Source organism: Imperialibacter sp. (assembly GCF_040222385.1).
Classification (GTDB): Bacteria; Bacteroidota; Bacteroidia; order Cytophagales; family Cyclobacteriaceae; genus Imperialibacter.
The window spans coordinates 154,805-172,613 of the sequence record NZ_JAVKDF010000027.1 but is presented as its reverse complement, the minus strand read 5'-3'; the positions used below and the strand labels follow the sequence as shown (position 1 = coordinate 172,613).

Sequence of the window (17,809 nt, the reverse complement as noted above, 5' to 3'; positions counted from 1 at the left end):
CTTGCCCTAGCGGTAAGGCGTTGTTTCTGAGTATGTGGCTAATCTTCTTGTCGAAAAATTTTGTTGATAATGGCAGTGGTGATCAGGTAGGTGGGTTTCACACCTACAAGGCCCAGACTTCCCGAAGCCAGTGTGTTGCCCGTTACCAAAGGGTTGTCAGATGCGTAGTAGGCGTACCTTAGTACAACGTCTTTGCTGATACTGTTGCGGATAATTGCGTGTGACTGAATAGCCTTCTGATAGTGTGCACCCTCCATTTCCAGTCCAATGGCATTCCACGAGGAGCTTTTGAAGTATTCCAGCACTTCTTTGTTTTGAAGAGAGGTGCCAAGCACGGTGATCATAGGCCCTTCACAAACATATAACCCCTTTGCGTGGAAGTCGCTGGCCTTGAAATCATTGACGATGGGGTAATTGTCGGCAGTGCCTTCGAACACATGGGCTGTGGGGATCATAATGTCTCCTTTGCCTCCCTGCAATATGCCCGCCTTGCCCATGATATTGATAGAAGCCACCCTGATCGAAATTTGATCGTTTTCCTCCAGCGGTTTCAACAGCTCATCCATGATCTCGTAGGCCTGCTCGCCAAAGGCGTAATCGAAAACAATCAGCACTGGTTTCTTGCTCTTGGACTTTGCCAGGTCTGCTTTAATCTCCGTGGGAAGGAGATCAAAGTTGATTTTAGCGGTATCGATTACCTGAGCAGAGATGTTGGTTCCGTTGCTGTCTTTGATAAGGTGGAGGCCATTTTTGGAGGCAAACGCTTCCACACGATCATTCAGCTCTTTGTTTTTCGGGTCGCTCAGCATAAGCGCTACATCTTCCAGGCTTTGCTTCTTGCGTTCCGATTCTTTTAAGGCCGCAAAACAGTAAAGCGTGTTGAGGAAACTATGAAGGTTGGCGCTGATGACGTGGATGGGTCTGTCGAGCAGTTTTGCTTTTACAAGGTATTTGTTAATTTGCTGCGACCAGCGCTCACCGTACATGTGGTGCCCAATGCGCTGGCGGAGGGTGGGAGAAAACGAAATTTCGATGGTTTTGCTTTCCTGTTTTTCACGAATGATCAGGGTTCCCAGCCAGTAGACAATGTGAAACAGACCATTGTTATTCGACTTGGACGACTGTAGGCGCATAACAGCCGCCTTTGTTTCCTCGTAGGTTCTACCCAGCAATGTCGACAGGTAAGTGAAGGCAAGCTCCTTGCTTTTTCCTTTCAAATCCTGCTCACTGGTGACCAACCTTTCCAGTGCAAGCCATTCTTTTCTCAGGTTACCACCCCCGTCATAGGCATGCTCTTTAATTTTCTCCGCTTCATGGTACATAAAGGTAAGGTGAGTGAGAATGTCGTAAATCTCACTTCTGCCTCTGGTTACCTCAATGAACATTTGTTCGTCATCAATCCTGTAGCAGTTTCTCTTTCTCGCATGAGGAATGAGCACTTCAAAGCCAGATTTGTGGTAGCCTTCTTCTGAGATAAGCCGGATAAAACGACACTCTTCTATCCCCTTTGGAAGTCGTTCGATTACATATACCAGGCCGTCCAGCTCAACTTTTGAGGGGTCGTTCATTGAGCCGTAAATTTCAGGCCGAAGCGTGAGCAGTGAGTCGGTGAGCTGCTGGCCGGATGCCCCCGAGGGCTTGTAGATGCCACTGTTGAACAGGTGGCGCATTTCGATATAAACTCTTTCAATAGCAGCCCTCGACTCCTGGGCTTTGGTTAGTTCAATGGGGTGGTGAAGCGACATTTTTTACGTTTCACACAAAAATAACCATTTACTTTCAAATGACCACTGTGCTAGGCACCGGCAAACGGAGTGGAGCGCCCTCTGAAGGTGGTTTTTTTCGCTGAGTTTACGTTTGTCGCTGAAAACTTTTATATTAATTTTTTGAGATCAATCAACACCTAAAAAAAAGAGATATGAACCACACTGCTTTAGTATCCGCATTTATGGAAAGAACTGCAGCAAAAAACCCCGGAGAGAAGGAATTCCTGCAAGCTGTATTGGAGTTTGCCGAGGTGATAGTTCCTTTTGTGGAGGAGCATCCTGTGTACAAAAGGGCCAAAATTTTGGAGAGGATGGTGGAGCCAGAGCGAGTGGTGATTTTCAGGGTGCCCTGGTTGGACGACAAAGGAGAGATTCAAGTGAACCGAGGGTTCAGGATACAAATGAATTCTGCTATTGGGCCATACAAAGGTGGTTTGAGGTTTCACCCCTCGGTCAACCTGAGCATACTTAAATTTCTGGCGTTCGAGCAGGTATTTAAAAACAGTCTTACAACGCTTCCGCTGGGTGGAGGCAAGGGTGGCTCCGACTTTGACCCCAAGGGAAAAAGCGACAATGAAGTGATGAAGTTTTGCCAAAGCTTCATGACTGAGCTTTGCAGGCATATCGGCCAGTTCACGGATGTGCCGGCAGGCGATATCGGCGTAGGCGCCAGGGAAATAGGCTTCCTTTTTGGGCAATACAAGAAAGTAACCAATGAGTTTACGGGCGTGCTCACAGGCAAGTCGCTGAACTATGGCGGCAGCCTGATCAGGCCTGAAGCGACTGGCTACGGCTGCGTCTACTTCAGTGACGAAGCGCTGCGGCACCACGGTCATGAGATTGCAGGCAAAACGGCCGTGGTTTCTGGCTCAGGAAATGTAGCTCAGTTCACCACCGAGAAGCTTATTGAACTGGGCGCAAAAGTTGTGACGGTGTCAGACTCTTCTGGTTTTGTTTATGATAACGCTGGCATTGACGCAGAGAAACTCGATTTTATTAAGGACCTGAAAAATGTAAGAAGAGGCAGGATAAAAGAATATGCTGACAAGTTCAAGGCGGAGTTTCACGAGGGCAAGACGCCATGGGGAATAAAGTGCGATATAGCATACCCTTGTGCCACTCAAAATGAGCTTGACGAAGATGACGCCAAAACACTGGTGAAGAATGGAGTGATTGGCGTTTTTGAAGGAGCTAACATGCCCACTACCCCCGAAGCCATGCACTTTCTGAGGAACAAGGATGTGTTGTTTTCGCCGGGTAAGGCATCTAATGCTGGCGGTGTGGGCACTTCTGGACTGGAGATGGCACAAAACTCCCAACGGCTGTCATGGACGAGGGACGAAGTGGACTACAGGCTTAAAATTATTATGAAAAGTATTCATGAAAACTGTGTTAACCACGGTGCTGGCAGCAAGATTGTTGACTACGTGAAGGGTGCCAATATCGCAGGGTTCAGAAAGGTAGCGGACGCCATGCTACAGCAGGGAGTTGTATAGAACAGGTAAGGGCTGGCGATAAATTTAATGAGATTATCAGCCAGTTAAACTATTTGTTGGCGTCAATACAATATTGATCTATATTTGGGCTCTCATTAAAATTTCAGAACTATGGCAATGGTAGTTATTATTGGCGTTTTGTTTGTGTTGGCAATTATTTGCCCCATTATTTTGCCCAACAGCAAAGTGAGCAGCCACAACAAAGACCTGGAAGTATAACGAGCATGCTGGTACCTGCAATTGCATCCCGGCAGTTTCCGGGATTTTTCATTTAGTCGATTCTGGGCTGAGTGAAAAGCTTCATTTTGTTTAGTTCAAGGCAGCATAGCGATCCCATATCCTTTCTTTCGCCCGAATACACACAACCATTGTCCAGTGGAATCACTGGAAATTCTCTCTCTATTCTTTTTTTCATAATTGCCAATTCTACAGGAAGGTGTCCATGAACGAGGCGCTTGTTGCTGGCCTTGCGGGCGTCATAGTGAAAAGCCCTCGTGTTGATCATGGCACTGGTATCGTCAAAAATGCTTTTCCTTTCGAAGTTGAACCCGGCATGTACAAAAAAGGTGGTTTCAGTTTCGTAGTACAGGGGAAGCGTAAGAAGAAAATCTACAAATAGCCGCTTTTCGTCGGCAGAAATGGTCTGATACTCTTCATAACGTTTCATGTTGGCGTATTCCGAGGAATCCAGCCAATCGTCGTCGTCTCTCGTGAGAAAGGAGAGGAGGTACTGATCGTGATTGCCTGCCAGTGGAAGGACTTTGGGAAACTGGCTTTTTAAATCAATGATAAAATTGAGGGTGGCAACAGAAGAGGGACCCTTGTTTACATAGTCACCCAATAAAAAAAGAGGCGATTGCCCCTTGTAGTCAATTTGATCCAATAAAGCTTTTAGCGTATTGATGCAGCCGTGTATATCGCCAATGGCGTATACTTTCTGCTCATTTTCTACAGAAACAAATGAGCCGGATGCACTCATTTCTCTGAAAGCAGTGCCTTATTTGTGGTTCTCTTCAGCCTTAGCTTTCGTTTTTCTTGCGTTAACGAACAGAAGCGCATTAACAAGGGAGATAAGTCCAATAGCGATGTAAACGAAAAGGTCAACACCAGAAGTAACTGCAGGATTAAACATATTGCTTTTGTTTTTTACGTTGCGAATATAATCAGTTTGGCCAGCCGAAAAAACAGCCGTGGGGTAAATAAACGGCTTCACGTTAAAAAAGAGTGACCAATGTGCTCATTTCAACGTTTTTGAATATGCTCGGCCTGCGGAAATCATCGTTTTGTTGAAAAAAAAGTACACGGGTAATGGCTATACCAAGTAGGGGGAAAATGATTCTTACATCAGCCCTACATTTGTATTGTAAGTAACAGAGCAACCCGTGCAGAAATGAAGCGGGTTAGGCAAAGCCAGGAAGCTCAAAAAAGGAATTTGTTTTTCAACACAGCTAAGGAACAAGTAAGTAGGAATAGTTTATTGTTTTACAACCCAGCTAATGGTAAAAGGCTGTCTCGAATAGGGCAGCCTTTTTTTTGCTCAACCACACACCAAACATTCAATACCCAGGAATACAGATTGATCCTACAGCTGTCCCTCTTACGACCAATGACTGGTGAAATGACGGTTGGCTCTACCAAAAAACTTAATTTTGTCGACTATGCAGTCTTTTAGCCCGAGGCGTCTTCGTCAGCGCTGTTTCGGTTTCGAAAAAAGAAACTTGCGCCGATAATGATCAAAACAATTGGCCAGAGATCACGGAAATTGAAACTCATGATGTCTGGAAGCAAAAAAACAGCGCCAATACCTGCAAGTATAAAACCGGCTGAACGGTTTCCGGTGAGGAAATTGAAGGCACCAAGCCCGATGAGCAGCATTTGCCAGGTGTGGAAATACCAGGGCAAATCGATGATATCGAGGTTTCTCAGGAGAAAAAGCACGCCAATGATGATGAGAAATAGACCTAAGACCAAACGTCTTTGTGATTGTTCCATGATGTCTTATTTAAACCAACCGAATAGAAATGATAAGGTGAATGATGGACTGCTAAAATCCTTATTGTCGTAAAAGGAATTGCTAACGGCTGATACCGTACGGTAGCCTACACCCGCATTGACTTTCATCCAATGGGAGAAGTTCATTTCAGCCTCTAGCTGAGGCACCCATACGAATACGTTGTCAGATATGGGAGCGGCGCTCGATAAAAAGGCGTCTTCGGGTGTCAGCGTAATCACTCCCCAGCCCAGCCTGTTGCTCACCCCAAAGTGAACGAGCTTGTGCGGAAAGAAGACGTAGCCTGCATAAAAACCACCGTGGGTAAAACTGGTTTCCCGCCTGATACCGGCAGCTTCTTTATGAATACTATTGGCGAGGCTGAGCCCGTAACCACCAAGAAAGAGCGACCTATTGAAGAGTACCGCTCCACCGCCGCCATTCATAATGGCAGCATGACCCTCAATGGATGAGAATTCCAGGATGATTCCTCCAAACCCGGAAATGTTGATTTTTTCGCCTCCGAACAACACTTTTGGCTCTTCGTCTCTCGCCCTGTTTTGGGCATGTAGATGGCACAAGCAAGCCATAGTTAAAACACAGACCAGGTAGAAAATCCGTTTCATTAGTTGAAGATAAAAAATAACCAAAAGTTAAAAGTAGGCTCCTGGAAGATCAAAATGGATTCACCTCCCCTGACCTGTTGAACTAATACGATAAACTGGGCAATAAGGGTACTGAAATAAAAAAGGCTCCTTTTGGGAGCCCTTCAAAAATAAGTATTTTTACAGCTATTCTGCCATGCCTCTGGTCTTCCCGATTTCTCTGTCGATAAGAATCTTGCCAACGCCTTCTTCACCGACTAGCTCAAATATTTCAAGACACCTTCTTGCAGTAGCCTCTTCTTCTACCTGTTCGTTGATAAACCAGTCGAGAAAAGAAGCGGTGGTGTAGTCTTTTGCTTTGTAGCACTTATCAACGATGTTGTTGATGGAATGGGTGATGGCAATTTCCTGCTCCAGCGCAATTTCGAAAACGGACTTGAAAGAGTCGAATTCCTGCACAATATTGGTGATTTCGGGCACAATGGCGGTTCCACCCACGCTCGAGATATAGTTGAATATTTTTTTCATGTGAGCACGCTCCTCGTCCGACTGAAGCTCAAAAAAACGGGCACTATGTACGTAACCGTTGCGCTCACACCAGGAGGAGATGGCTAAATAGTTGAAGGAGCTGATGGCTTCTCTGCGCACTTGCTCGTTCAAAAGTTTCTCAATTTCTTCAGAAAGTGAGGTTTTCATTCTTACAATATCCTTCATAACAAAATCTGGTTTCAATAGGCTAAGATAACAGGAATCGAAGCCAAAAAGTGTAGCTGCTGGCTGATTTGTAATTAAACTAAATAAGTACGTTGTAAACCCGCTTATAAAGAATTGAGGTCAGCTCAAGCATGGTGGCCGCCCCGGCGAAGAGGTCTTTCAAACCGATCATTTCCTGCACCCTCATAACGAGCAATACATCTATTGACGGGATATACACAACCTCGGTGTCGCAAAGGGAGTGACTAAGCAAGAGGCTTTCAGGATTAACTGCCTCCATTTTTGATTTCAGCCGACTGAACTGAATGGCATTGAAAGGCTGCACCACACCCTGAAAAACAAGGTAGAACCGCTTGTTGGAAGTGCTTTGGTACAAAGCACCTACTCCATTTTTGAAAAGCTCCTGAGCGTCTTCTGGTAGCATAAACTATTAAAATCAATGCAAATTAGCGCTTATTTAAAATCAGTCCAAATAAAAGGAGCTGATTTTTGTCAGTTGGAAGATAGTTGGCCCAAATATTACTGGGTGGCAGAACCAATACCACATTTTGATGTTAAACTGGTATATCAAAAGCAAGCACCCATGAAAGCGATTTGGAACGACCAGGTAATAGCAGAAAGCAATGACACCATTGTTATTGAAAACAATCACTACTTTCCAGCCAACACCATCAAGAGCGAGTTTTTTAAAGAGAGCAACACTCATACAGTCTGCCCCTGGAAAGGGACGGCTTCTTATTACACGTTGGAAGTGGCAGGAGAGCAAAACAAAGACGCCGCCTGGTATTACCCTAAAGCCAGCGAGCTAGCCAGAAACATAGAGGGTTATGTGGCTTTTTGGAAAGGTGTGAAGGTGGAGAAGTAACTAGAAGCCAATCGAGCCCAGCAGTACGTTGAAAACATAGGTGTCTTGATCTGGTATATACACCATTCTGACACCAGTGGAAAAAACAGGCAAGTATCTCATGATATTGTAATCCACAAAGAGATCCAAGCCTACCGAACTGAATGTTACGTCTGAAGAGGGTGTGGTTCCTATTCCATAATCGTAGAATGCATTCGCCCGAACTCGCTGGACATAGAGCAATGAGCCCAGGGCGAGATCAGGATAAACTAGCGGTAACGCATAGTTAGCAGAAAACGTGGTCAGATCCTTGAATGATGTGTAGCCATAGCCTCTGACATACTGAACCTGGCTGCGAAACCTGTAGTTATTGATATCCTCTTTTTGGTAGGCTCCACGCAGTCTGACGGAATGGTGCTTCAACACACCAGGCAAGTAAAGGTATGCCTCTCCAGACCACAGTGTTGACAGGTAGTCGCTTCCTTTAAATGGCGTGTCAAAATAGCTGAGGCTAACCGATTGCCCCCATTTTGGATAGATATCACGCTTGCTTTGTTTGAGAAGCCGGGAGTAGCTTAGGCTGTATTGCGCAGAATAAAGGGAGCCATTTCTCTGTTGGTCAATGTCCAGCACCGGATTGGCATAGTCTTCAACCAGAGTGGAGGAAAACACAGCTGCCACTGAAGCGTCTTCCTGATACTTTGAGTGCGTGAGGTGAAAAGGAATGCGAAGGCCGCCGTTGAGTCCCTTTTCAGTCCAGGTATATAGCCTGGTGTCTCCAGTGACATTATCAAACACCGATCTTGTGCCAGAGAGCATCCCAGCATCAAAGATGACAGGCAAGCCCTGGTAGGAGAGATTGGCCGACCAGTACCCGGTACCTTCCGTGAGGTTTATAGTGTACCCGGCATCCATATACATGGTGCTCAGAATGTTTTGCGAATAAAGCCCCAGCTCGATTTGTCTGTCGCTGAGTGTGTTTATCCAGCCCCAGCCATAAGGCCGGAAAAGGTGTTTGAGCTGCTGATACTTTTTAACGTCAAAGGTTACCTCCGGCACAGTGCTAAGTATATCGGCCTGATTTTCCTGCGCTACCAAAGGCTCAAAATAGTTGACGGGATTGACCACCATGTCCTGAATTTTAGTCCAGTTTGCAGTCTCGAACGGAGCCCGGACAATGTCCCAGCCATCTTTGGTCATCTCGTTGTAGTAAATCCAGTTTTTGTCTGTTGAGACAATGGGGTTGTAGGCCCCCAGCCTTGAAGAAGTAATCTGGAATCGTTCTTTGGAAGAAAGATCGAGCGCATATAAATTGTCCAGCCCGGATGCATCGGAGGCATATACGAGCCAATCATTCGTCATAACGGGATGTCCCAGGTTTTCAGTTGATGAGCTGATCCATTCAGTTTCCTGACCTGATTCGATATCAATGCTAACGATGCTTTTCTTTGGAGCAGCATGCTTCAGTGCTACTATCGATAGCCCGTTGCTTGAAAACTGCGGCATTGAATAGAAGTGATTGCCGGGGTTTTCGAACCTGTTGAGGACATTACCGCTTTTTGCGTCGAGCAGCACAATATTGAACTGATTGTCGATGCTTGATTCTATGGTAGCCACTATTGTGCCATCTGGCGAAATGCCCGCTCCTTTGTAGCGCTTGCGTTTGCCCAGGGTAGCTGCTTTTCCTGTTTTCAAATCAAAAACTTTGATTGAGGAATAGGTGGTTTTGTCCCAGCGGGGGTGAAAAAGAATTTCATTCCAAACGACCTTATTACCGCCTGAAGACAAGTAGCCACTGTCTTCCCAAACTCCTAGTGTATGCAACACTCTCCAGTCACCACTTTCTTGATGCCGTACCAGCTGCGATATATCTCCGATACCATATCTAATGGCCAGGAACTCTTTGTCTGACGTTAACTGTGGGTAAGCATATTCAGTGTACGCCTTTCCTCTGTTTTTGGTAATGGTATCAAAGCTTGTTAGTTGAAGCTCGGCCACCTGGTTTTCATATAGCCCTTCCATTTCCTCACTCATGAGCTTGTAGTTTCTGGTGAGGTTGAGTCCGGTTTCTTTTTTCAGTGCCCTGGAGAATGTGAAGGGGAGAATTGGCCAGCTAAAGGAACGTTCGGTTACTCTGTCCAGAATGTCATCACCGTAAGTTCTGCGAAGGAAGGTAGTCATCAGGTAACCGGTGAGGTAGTGGTTGGGTATCTGGTCTTTGTAGGATCGCAAGTACTGCTTCTGATATTTAAAGCCACCTCTGTCGAGCAGATTGGCACGGTGAAGTGCTTGAAAATAGGGAATACGACCCCTGCCCGAACCGGACATGGCTGTTTCGATCCCCACGGCGTCGCCCTCCCAAAGCCAAAGTGGCGTTGAGATAAATGCCAGGCCCGCCAGTACGTCCTCTCCAAAAAACCAATAGCCGAGCTTTGAGATCCCCGTGATAGATTTGTCGAATTGCACCACATGCCGGTATTCGTGGGTAGCCAGCGTGTTGAGCCAATCGTTGTTGCCGAGAAACTTATAGTCTTGCGGGGGCGAGGTATAAAATTCGGATCGTCTGGGCCCCAGTGTTACAAACCCGTTGGAGATAACTCCCTGGTTTTGTAGCAGAATTGGAATAGGTCTCGGCTTCTTGCCCAGCGACTTGGAGACAGGTCCATGGAGGTGCTCCAGGGTGTTGGCCATTCGCTGGCCTTCTTTTTCAAAGCCTTCGGGAAAGAGCACATTGAAGTTATCGGTTATTATTTCATTCCATTTTAATGTGGCGGGGTTGTTTTCCATCACCGGAACCTGCGCAAAAATGGAATGAAAAAAACACAGCAGAAGTAAGGTTAGAGCGGTTGGCTTTAGCATAGGCTGAAAACAACCTACCATTTGGTTAACCTTAATCATTCGAAGCATTTAAGTAAGACAGAAATGTCGTCGAAATTGTTGTAAACATTGGGTGAAATGCGGATAGAGGTGCCTCTGACCGAAACACTGACTTTGTGCTGTTGAAGGAGGGCCTGGGTTTTCTCAAAAGAGGTCTTTTCTTTGAACCTAACCCCAATGAGGTGAGGAGAGCGATAGGCGTCATCTTCGATCAGATAGCCTTTGTTGCGCAAAATGGTAATAGCCTCCCGGGTGAGTTGAGTGCAATACCGGCTTATTTCAGGCACCTGCCATTTGATGATTTGTTTGAGAGCAGCCTTTAGCATGGGCACAAGAATAAAATTGCTGTGCTCGCCTACCTCATAGCGGAGTGCGCCGGGTTGATAATTCTCCTGATAGTTGACGAGGTTAGCAAAATTCTCACTTTCAAATCGGTTGATCCAGTTTTCTTCTACCGGTGAGCCATTGTCAAAATGTGGGCCGTAGTAGGCAAGCCCGATGGAGTAAGGACCCATCAGCCATTTGTACCCAGCGCAAACCAGGGCATCGGGCTCAATCTCTTTGACACTGAATGGGAAGGCCCCAACAGATTGCGTGCCATCAATGACCAGCAAAGCACCAACCTCCCTGGTGCGCTGCCGAATTTTCTTCAATTCAAAAACAGTACCATCGGCCCAATGACAGTGGCTGATCGCCACAAGCTTGGTCTTGCTACTGATGGCTTCCAGAATGTTCTCATTCCATTTCTTTCCACGTCCTTCTGCCAGCTTGGGCGGAGCAATTATTTTGAGCTCTGCTCCCTGATCATTACAAGCCTTCATCCAGGGATAAATATTGCTTGGAAACTGCTCTCCGGCAGCAATAACCTCGTCACCTTTGCTCAGCTTCAGGTTCCTGGTAACTGTGGCCATGCCATAAGACACAGAAGGGATCACAACTATTCGATTGGGCTCAGGGGTATCAATTACCTCTGCAAACAGCGTCCTTAACTCGTCGGTATCCGAAAAAAAATCTTGAGGTGAGACTTGATAGGGAAACCTCTTTTTTTGCATACCCTCGATGCCTTTTTCCTCTACTTTGATCATCATAGGCGACATGTAGGCGCAGTTAAGGTAGGGCACGCCTTCAGGCAGAAAAAATTTATCTCTTTGGCAATCGAGCATCGTTGTTCTAATTTTAGCTATCGGGGTAAAAATAACCGTAATAGTAACAATAGATGCAATGGTATAAGGTATTTTCCAGCAAGCAGGCGATGCAAAACAGTCTGACGATCAATAAGCCGGTAAAACTGACTGCTGGTGGGAAAACGCTTTGCCTTGTGATGACACCGAAAGGAGTTTTTGCTTTTCACGACGCCTGTCCACATATGAGGTTTCCGCTGCACCAGGGGAGGGTCAATCCCTTTGGTGAAATAGTTTGTGCATTGCACAGCTATCGCTTCAACATGGAAACTGGTGAGGAGGCAGAGCAACGGGGCGGAGACCTGAGCTGCTGCCCATTGGAGTGGAGAGAAGATGGATTGTATGTCGGGGTTGATTAGCTAAAAGGTTTTTCCAAACGGCAAATCTTCCAAATCAACATTGCCACCGGTGAGTATAATGCCTATTTTTTGCCCCTTGAATTCCTCTTTTCTTTTCAACAAAGCGGCAAAGGGTACGGCGCAAGAAGGTTCAATGATGATTTTCATACGCTCCCAGATGATGCGCATGGCGTCGACAATTTCAGTTTCCGAAACGGTGACGATTTCCTTAACGTGATTTCTGATGATCTCGAAGGTAAGCTGGCTCAGGCTTGTTCGCAGGCCATCGGCAATTGTCACGGGCGGCCTGGCAGGCATCAGTTTGCCTTTCTTCACCGACTGATAAGCATCGTTTGCTAACTCAGGTTCGGCCCCAATAACCGCAGTTTTAGGCGAGAGGTAATGGCAAGCGAGGGCGGTGCCGCTTAGCAACCCACCACCACCTACAGGGGCCATTACCGCATTCAAATCCACTACCTCTTCCATCAGCTCTTTGGCAGCAGTAGCCTGGCCGGCGATGATAGCCGGGTCGTCGTAAGGAGGGATGAATGTCGCTCCCGTTTCAGCTATTACTTTCTTTAATGTGTCCTCTCTTGACTTCAGTGTGGGTTCGCAAAAAATGACTTCGGCACCGTAGCCGATTGCAGCGTTTTTCTTCACCTCGGCCGAATTACTGGGCATAACGATATAAGCCTTTACACCAGCCATTTTAGATGCGAGCGCAACAGCCTGTGCGTGATTGCCCGATGAGTGTGTGGCGAACCCCTTTGTCCGGTTTTCAGGCACGATCGAGAAGATGGCGTTTACCGCCCCTCTCATTTTGAAAGCCCCGACCTTCTGGAAGTTTTCGCATTTAAAATAAACACTGGCGCCAACCATTTCATCAATGCTATGCGAGGTGAGTACAGGAGTTTGCAGAATGTGACGGGCGATTCGGGTGTGGGCCCGCTTGATATCGCTCATAGAGGGAATGGTCAATTCCATGTTTTATGGTATTTCTAGGTTGTTAGTTCTTTGTAAAAGGCAATCATATTCAGCGTTCAACTAACCGGTCACGGACGGCCTCGCAAGGGTTTAATGTGCCTCCAGCCAGTTGTTGCCTACACCGGTGCCGACCTCCAAAGGTACTTCAAGGGAAATCGCATTTTCCATAAAATGTACCACTTTTTCTTTGACTACATCCAGCTCACTTTCATGCACGTCAAAAACCAATTCATCATGCACTTGCATGATCATCTTAGTCTTCATTTTTTCCTTGATAAGCCAGTCATGTATGCGTATCATGGCGATTTTTATAATATCAGCGGCACTCCCCTGGATAGGTGCATTGATGGCGTTTCGCTCAGCAAACCCACGGATGGTGATGTTTCGGGAGTTGATGTCTCTCAGGTAGCGACGTCTCCCCAGTATGGTTGTTACGTATTCCTGTTCACGTGCCACGTTCACAATATGATCCATGTAGCGTTTTACTGCTGGAAACTCAGTGAAATATGCATCAATAATTTCTTTTGACTCGGTACGTGAAATGCCCAGGTTTTCGGCCAGGCCAAACGCTGAAATTCCGTAGATGATACCAAAGTTAGCCGACTTGGCAATGCGCCTCATGTCGGAGTCCACTTCTTCCAGTGGCTTTTTGAAGATTTTGGCGGCTGTGGTTGAGTGAATATCCCGGCCGTTTTTAAAGGCCTCAATCATACTTTCGTCTTTGGCAAAAGCGGCAATAATGCGCAGCTCGATTTGCGAATAATCCGCAGAGAAAATTTTGTAGCCTTCTTCCCGTGGAATAAAGGCTTTCCTTATTTCCCGTCCCTTTTCAGTTCTGATGGGGATATTCTGCAGGTTCGGGTTATTGGAGCTCAATCGGCCGGTGGCCGCCACGGCCTGGCGGTAGTCGGTGTGTACCCGCCCATCTATTTTGCTGATCATTAGAGGCAGGGCATCTACATAGGTCGACTTCAGCTTTTGATACTCCCGGAATTCCAGAATCTTGTTGGCTATGGGGTGTTCGTTCGCCAGCTTTGAAAGGATATCTTCCCCAGTAGCGTATTGGCCGGTCTTTGTCTTTTTGGGACTGTCGATCAGCTTGAGTTTGTCAAAAAGTATCTCACCCAGCTGCTTGGGAGAAGCAATGTTGAATGTTTCTCCAGCAATTTCATAGATTTCTTTTTCTACTATTTTACTGGCCTTCTCCAGCTCACCCGACATTTGGCTTAAAGCATCGGTATCAATTTTGACGCCTTCGTACTCCATGTATGACAGCACTTTCACCAGCGGGCCTTCTACTTCGTCCAGCAGTTTTTTCATGCCGTATTTTTCTACTTCAGGCTCAAGCTTTTCCTTTAACTGCAAGGTGATGTCTGCGTCTTCCGCCGCATATTCTGTGATAGCCGCCAAGTCTGCATCCCTCATGGTGCCCTGCTTCACGCCTTTTTTCCCAATAAGGGTTTCGATAGAAATAGGGCTGTAGTTCAGGTAGTTTTCGGCGAGCACATCCATGTTGTGACGGGTGTCGGGATCGACCAGGTAGTGAGCCAGCATGGTATCAAACAATGGCCCCGCCACTTCAACGCCATACTTCTTGAGCACCGTCATATCGTATTTGATGTTCTGGCCAATCTTGGTAATGGTTTCGCTTTCAAATACCTCCCTGAACTCCTCAGCTATTTTTTTAGCATCGTCAAACTTTTCCGGCACAGGGATATAGTAGGCTTCGCCGACTACATAGGCGAAGGAGATGCCCACAAGTTCGGCCTCAAATGAGTCAATATTTGTTGTTTCTGTGTCGAAGCAAACCTCTTTTTGCAGAAGCAGATATTTGAGGAGACTTTTTCTTAGCTCCGGGGTATCGATCAGGTGGTAGTCGTGCACTTCCGTGAAGGCAGTTTTCTTTTCAGCAGGCGCCTCTTCTTCGAAACTCTCGTTGCTGATTACCGGAGCCGGGGCACCGAAAAGATCCATTTGCGATCCAGTTTCCTGCTTTTTAGGCTCGCCAAAAATACGTTTGGCAAGGGTTCGGAATTCCAACTCACTAAAAACACCTTTCAATTTTTCCTCATCTGGCCCATCGTATCGGAGCTGCTCTTCGTTGAATTCAATAGGTACCTCGCAGTGAATAGTGGCCAGTTCTTTACTCATTAAACCCTGTTGAGCAAACTGAATCACATTTTCCTGAAGCTTGCCTTTGAGTTTATCTGAGTTGGCAATCAGGTTTTCTACTGTGCCAAACTCTTTCAAAAGCTTGGAGGCTGTTTTGGCGCCCACCCCCGGAATGCCGGGAATATTATCTACAGAATCGCCCTGTAAACCGAGCAAGTCACGAACCTGATCTACCTTGTCGATATCGAATTTGGCCAGCACTTCAGGGATACCCAGAATTTCCACTGAATTACCCAGGAAAGCGGGCTTGTATAAGTAAACATGTTCCTGCACAAGTTGGGCGTAGTCTTTGTCGGGCGTCATCATGAAGACTTCAAATCCCATATGCCCGGCTTTTTTGGCAAATGTTCCAACAATATCGTCGGCCTCGAAGCCATCCAGCTCCAAAACAGGAATCCGATAGGCCTCGGCCATTCGCTTTACCCATGGAATGGCTATAGAGATGTCTTCCGGCTGAGCTTCCCGGTGAGCTTTGTATGGCTCGTACTGCACATGCCTGAAAGTGGGGGCAGCAGTATCGAAGCAGATGGCAATATGAGTAGGCTTTTCTTTAGTTAAGATTTCGAGCAGTGAATTAGTGAAGCCAAGAATTGCTCCTGTGCTCATGCCTTTTGAGTTTATTCTTGGGTTTTTGCTAAAGGCAAAATGAGCCCTGTAGATAAGGGCCATTGCGTCAAGCAGGAAAAGTTTTTTCTCGGGTTTGCTCATAATGGTAAAGGTAGAAAAAATGGAGTTTCCATTCGAGAAAGTATGCAGCTTAGCTCCGCCTAAAATTTTTTTTGAGACAGCACCAACCTTTTATTTCCAATTGTGTCATTGATGGTGTTATGAGAAAACGAAGATATTTTTTGATTTTATTGGGACTGGTTGTAGGGATGGTTTGCTTTTTAACCTCATTTGAGTCTAAACCGTCAGCTGGGCGTAATGCTTCTGTTGTTAGCTATTACCTCCGCTGAGACTGATCCTCGTTTTTTGATCACCATCAATCTTTGTGGTTCGCCTTTGTGGCGAACTGCAAAGAACTGGAGGTGGATGTGATTCCTCCCACAAATGTTAAAAATTGCTAAAAAGGTACGAGTGGCATCGCTTTTGATTGTTATAAGGTTGTACTAAACAATTAGAAGCTATGAAGAAGTTGAAGAATTTAGCGGTGCTTGGATTGTTGATCTTAGTAGTACCGGCTTATAGCCAAACGGCTGATGACAATGAGAAACTTTCCAAGGCTGATAGAAAAGAACTTAAACAATTAGAGAGGGATCAGGAAATGACTGAGCTCAAAGAGGTAGTGAATGAGCGGTTGTTCCTCATAGACGCCGATTTCCTCCTTGACAGACAAAGCCGACAGTATATGGCCACGGCCAATAATTTTGTTTCCATTGAGGGAGACCGAGTTATTATGCAAACTGCTTCTCCCTACGGCATAGGCTACAACGGCATTGGTGGCGTTACGTTTGTTGGTCGAATACTAGACTATAAGGTCAACGAGAGTAAAAATGGCAACAACTTATTCGTCACCATTCAAACAAGCTCAGTTGGCTATGGTAACGGCACCATATTTATATCTATTCGGGGCAAGGAAAACGCCGTGGCCCGATTTTATGGGCCCTGGGGAAGAAGTCTTGCCTTTTCGGGAGATGTGGAGCGCCATGGCGAGTCGTTTAAATACAAAGGAATGAGTGTCCCCATGTAGCACTTACAAAAACACATGAAGAAAGGGCCGTTGCTTAGCAGCAGGCCTTTTTATTTTATTGAAAATTTAGGAGTATCTTAGGTGCTGAGTGAAGTCGAAAGTGCAACGCTAGTTTTTTGACGATTTCGGTGATCACCTGCGAGTTTTGGCAATATTATTTCTAACCTGAGTGATTATGAGAAAACTTATTACCACTGTCCAACTGGCAGTTTCCCTGACGATTATTGTTTCTATCGTCAGCTGTGGCGACAAAGATGAGGAACCTTCAGCGTCCCTGGAGTTTGATGGAAGTTATAATGGGATTTTTTCGATGCAAGGGGTTCAAATTGGCACCTGGACTATGCTGGTCAACACGGGGCAGGCCAGTGGATCTTTTGATTATATCACCGGAAGTACAGCTTACACAGGCACTGTTTATGAAGGAGGCAAGCTTGAAGTAAACATCACTTACGACGACGGATCTACCACAGAGACGGTCATCACTATTAAAGAGGACGGTGCAGTATCGGGAACCTGGGCAAACTCCGATGTGGAGTTTGGGGAGCTTTCCGGCGCTATGGAGGTGACAAGCTTTGACGGCAGCTACAACGGGATTGCTTTTTCTGACGACATGTATTCCGCTTCCTGGTCGCTGACAATCAGCAAGGGAAAGGCAACAGGTGCTTACAGCGGAGGAGACGGCAATGGCCTGATATCTGGATATGTTGATAGCGAGGGAAAATTATCAATCGGCTCTGCCTTTGCCACTGGAACGGTGCTGACTGCGCAGGGCAGTATTGCGGATGGCAACGTCACGGTAATTTGGTTCGATACAACACAAGAAACGGGTACAGCCCTTGGTGCTATTGCCACTGGCGCTTTTGACAATGACTATGAAGGAACGGCACAAGGCGGCGGTGTCGTTATTGGTACCTGGACTTTGAATATTGCGGGAGGCAAGGCGATGGGCGTTTATAATGGCAGCGATGATTCATCGGCAATTAACGGCTTTGCCAACGAGGATGGCGACATTTATCTGGGCATCAACCAGGGCGACGGGGATGTGGTGACTGTCACCGGCACCATCGAAGGTGGGGATATCGCTGGCTCATGGACCGATTCTGACGGACGAAGTGGAACGTTCGTAGGTGGCATCTAACACATGAGGATTGT

At 46.4% G+C, this 17,809-nt stretch carries 16 protein-coding genes; 5 read left to right on the top strand and 11 right to left on the bottom strand.

What is annotated here, in order from left to right:
* Positions 1-38: 38 nt before the first annotated feature.
* The gene (locus tag RIG68_RS13685) at positions 39-1,745 is read right to left on the bottom strand and encodes a DUF6909 family protein (RefSeq protein ID WP_350123117.1); all 1,707 of its coding nucleotides are present in this window, start codon (positions 1,743-1,745) and stop codon (positions 39-41) included.
* A gap of 173 nt (positions 1,746-1,918) precedes the next feature.
* Here RIG68_RS13685 and gdhA point away from each other — a divergent pair, with 173 nt between their 5' ends.
* Positions 1,919-3,262 (top strand): NADP-specific glutamate dehydrogenase, encoded by a 1,344-nt coding sequence (gene gdhA / locus RIG68_RS13680; RefSeq protein ID WP_350123114.1) that lies wholly within the window; start codon positions 1,919-1,921, stop codon positions 3,260-3,262.
* A 271-nt stretch (positions 3,263-3,533) separates the two neighbouring features.
* Here gdhA and RIG68_RS13675 read toward each other — a convergent pair whose 3' ends face one another.
* The 6 genes from RIG68_RS13675 to RIG68_RS13650 all read right to left on the bottom strand — a co-directional run bounded on the left by RIG68_RS13675 (position 3,534) and on the right by RIG68_RS13650 (position 6,995).
* A complete protein-coding gene (locus RIG68_RS13675; RefSeq protein WP_350123111.1) occupies positions 3,534-4,241 on the bottom strand; it encodes a metallophosphoesterase family protein in 708 nt (235 codons plus the stop codon).
* Positions 4,242-4,259: 18 nt separating this feature from the next.
* Complete coding sequence (locus RIG68_RS13670) at positions 4,260-4,394, bottom strand: hypothetical protein (RefSeq protein WP_255471551.1); 135 nt, start codon at positions 4,392-4,394, stop codon at positions 4,260-4,262.
* Between the two features lie 536 nt (positions 4,395-4,930).
* Complete coding sequence (locus RIG68_RS13665) at positions 4,931-5,254, bottom strand: LiaF transmembrane domain-containing protein (RefSeq protein ID WP_350072423.1); 324 nt, start codon at positions 5,252-5,254, stop codon at positions 4,931-4,933.
* A 6-nt stretch (positions 5,255-5,260) separates the two neighbouring features.
* Positions 5,261-5,833 (bottom strand): hypothetical protein, encoded by a 573-nt coding sequence (locus RIG68_RS13660; protein WP_350123108.1) that lies wholly within the window; start codon positions 5,831-5,833, stop codon positions 5,261-5,263.
* Positions 5,834-6,043: 210 nt separating this feature from the next.
* Positions 6,044-6,571 carry a ferritin gene (locus RIG68_RS13655; protein ID WP_350123105.1) on the bottom strand — a complete coding sequence of 176 codons (528 nt, stop codon included), beginning with the start codon at positions 6,569-6,571 and terminating at the stop codon, positions 6,044-6,046.
* A gap of 79 nt (positions 6,572-6,650) precedes the next feature.
* Positions 6,651-6,995 carry a hypothetical protein gene (locus RIG68_RS13650; RefSeq protein ID WP_152001490.1) on the bottom strand — a complete coding sequence of 115 codons (345 nt, stop codon included), beginning with the start codon at positions 6,993-6,995 and terminating at the stop codon, positions 6,651-6,653.
* 15 nt (positions 6,996-7,010) lie between these two features.
* Here RIG68_RS13650 and RIG68_RS13645 point away from each other — a divergent pair, with 15 nt between their 5' ends.
* The gene (locus tag RIG68_RS13645; RefSeq protein ID WP_502880637.1) at positions 7,011-7,436 is read left to right on the top strand and encodes a DUF427 domain-containing protein; all 426 of its coding nucleotides are present in this window, start codon (positions 7,011-7,013) and stop codon (positions 7,434-7,436) included.
* On the opposite strand, the gene RIG68_RS13640 is transcribed toward RIG68_RS13645, so the two are convergent.
* Positions 7,437-10,313 (bottom strand): DUF5050 domain-containing protein, encoded by a 2,877-nt coding sequence (locus RIG68_RS13640; protein WP_350123099.1) that lies wholly within the window; start codon positions 10,311-10,313, stop codon positions 7,437-7,439.
* Positions 10,310-11,455: an aminotransferase class V-fold PLP-dependent enzyme gene (locus RIG68_RS13635; RefSeq protein WP_350123096.1), complete on the bottom strand. Its 1,146-nt coding sequence runs from the start codon at positions 11,453-11,455 to the stop codon at positions 10,310-10,312. The genes RIG68_RS13640 and RIG68_RS13635 overlap by 4 nt, the downstream gene beginning before the upstream one ends.
* A gap of 53 nt (positions 11,456-11,508) precedes the next feature.
* Here RIG68_RS13635 and RIG68_RS13630 point away from each other — a divergent pair, with 53 nt between their 5' ends.
* On the top strand, positions 11,509-11,832 hold the full coding sequence (locus RIG68_RS13630) for a Rieske (2Fe-2S) protein (RefSeq protein ID WP_350123093.1): 324 nt from the start codon (positions 11,509-11,511) through the stop codon (positions 11,830-11,832).
* Here the strand turns inward: RIG68_RS13630 and RIG68_RS13625 are convergent, their stop codons facing one another.
* Both RIG68_RS13625 and polA read right to left on the bottom strand, forming a co-directional pair.
* Positions 11,833-12,795 (bottom strand): threonine ammonia-lyase, encoded by a 963-nt coding sequence (locus tag RIG68_RS13625; RefSeq protein WP_350123090.1) that lies wholly within the window; start codon positions 12,793-12,795, stop codon positions 11,833-11,835.
* Between the two features lie 90 nt (positions 12,796-12,885).
* Positions 12,886-15,675, bottom strand: a complete 2,790-nt coding sequence (polA, locus tag RIG68_RS13620; protein ID WP_350123087.1) for a DNA polymerase I — start codon at positions 15,673-15,675, stop codon at positions 12,886-12,888.
* 418 nt (positions 15,676-16,093) lie between these two features.
* Between polA and RIG68_RS13615 the strand changes: the two genes are divergently transcribed.
* Together RIG68_RS13615 and RIG68_RS13610 are read left to right on the top strand one after the other, a co-directional pair.
* Entirely contained in the window at positions 16,094-16,657 is a 564-nt protein-coding gene (locus RIG68_RS13615; RefSeq protein WP_350123084.1) for a DUF4251 domain-containing protein, read from the top strand.
* A 175-nt stretch (positions 16,658-16,832) separates the two neighbouring features.
* Positions 16,833-17,795: a hypothetical protein gene (locus RIG68_RS13610; RefSeq protein WP_350123081.1), complete on the top strand. Its 963-nt coding sequence runs from the start codon at positions 16,833-16,835 to the stop codon at positions 17,793-17,795.
* Positions 17,796-17,809: the final 14 nt, after the last annotated feature.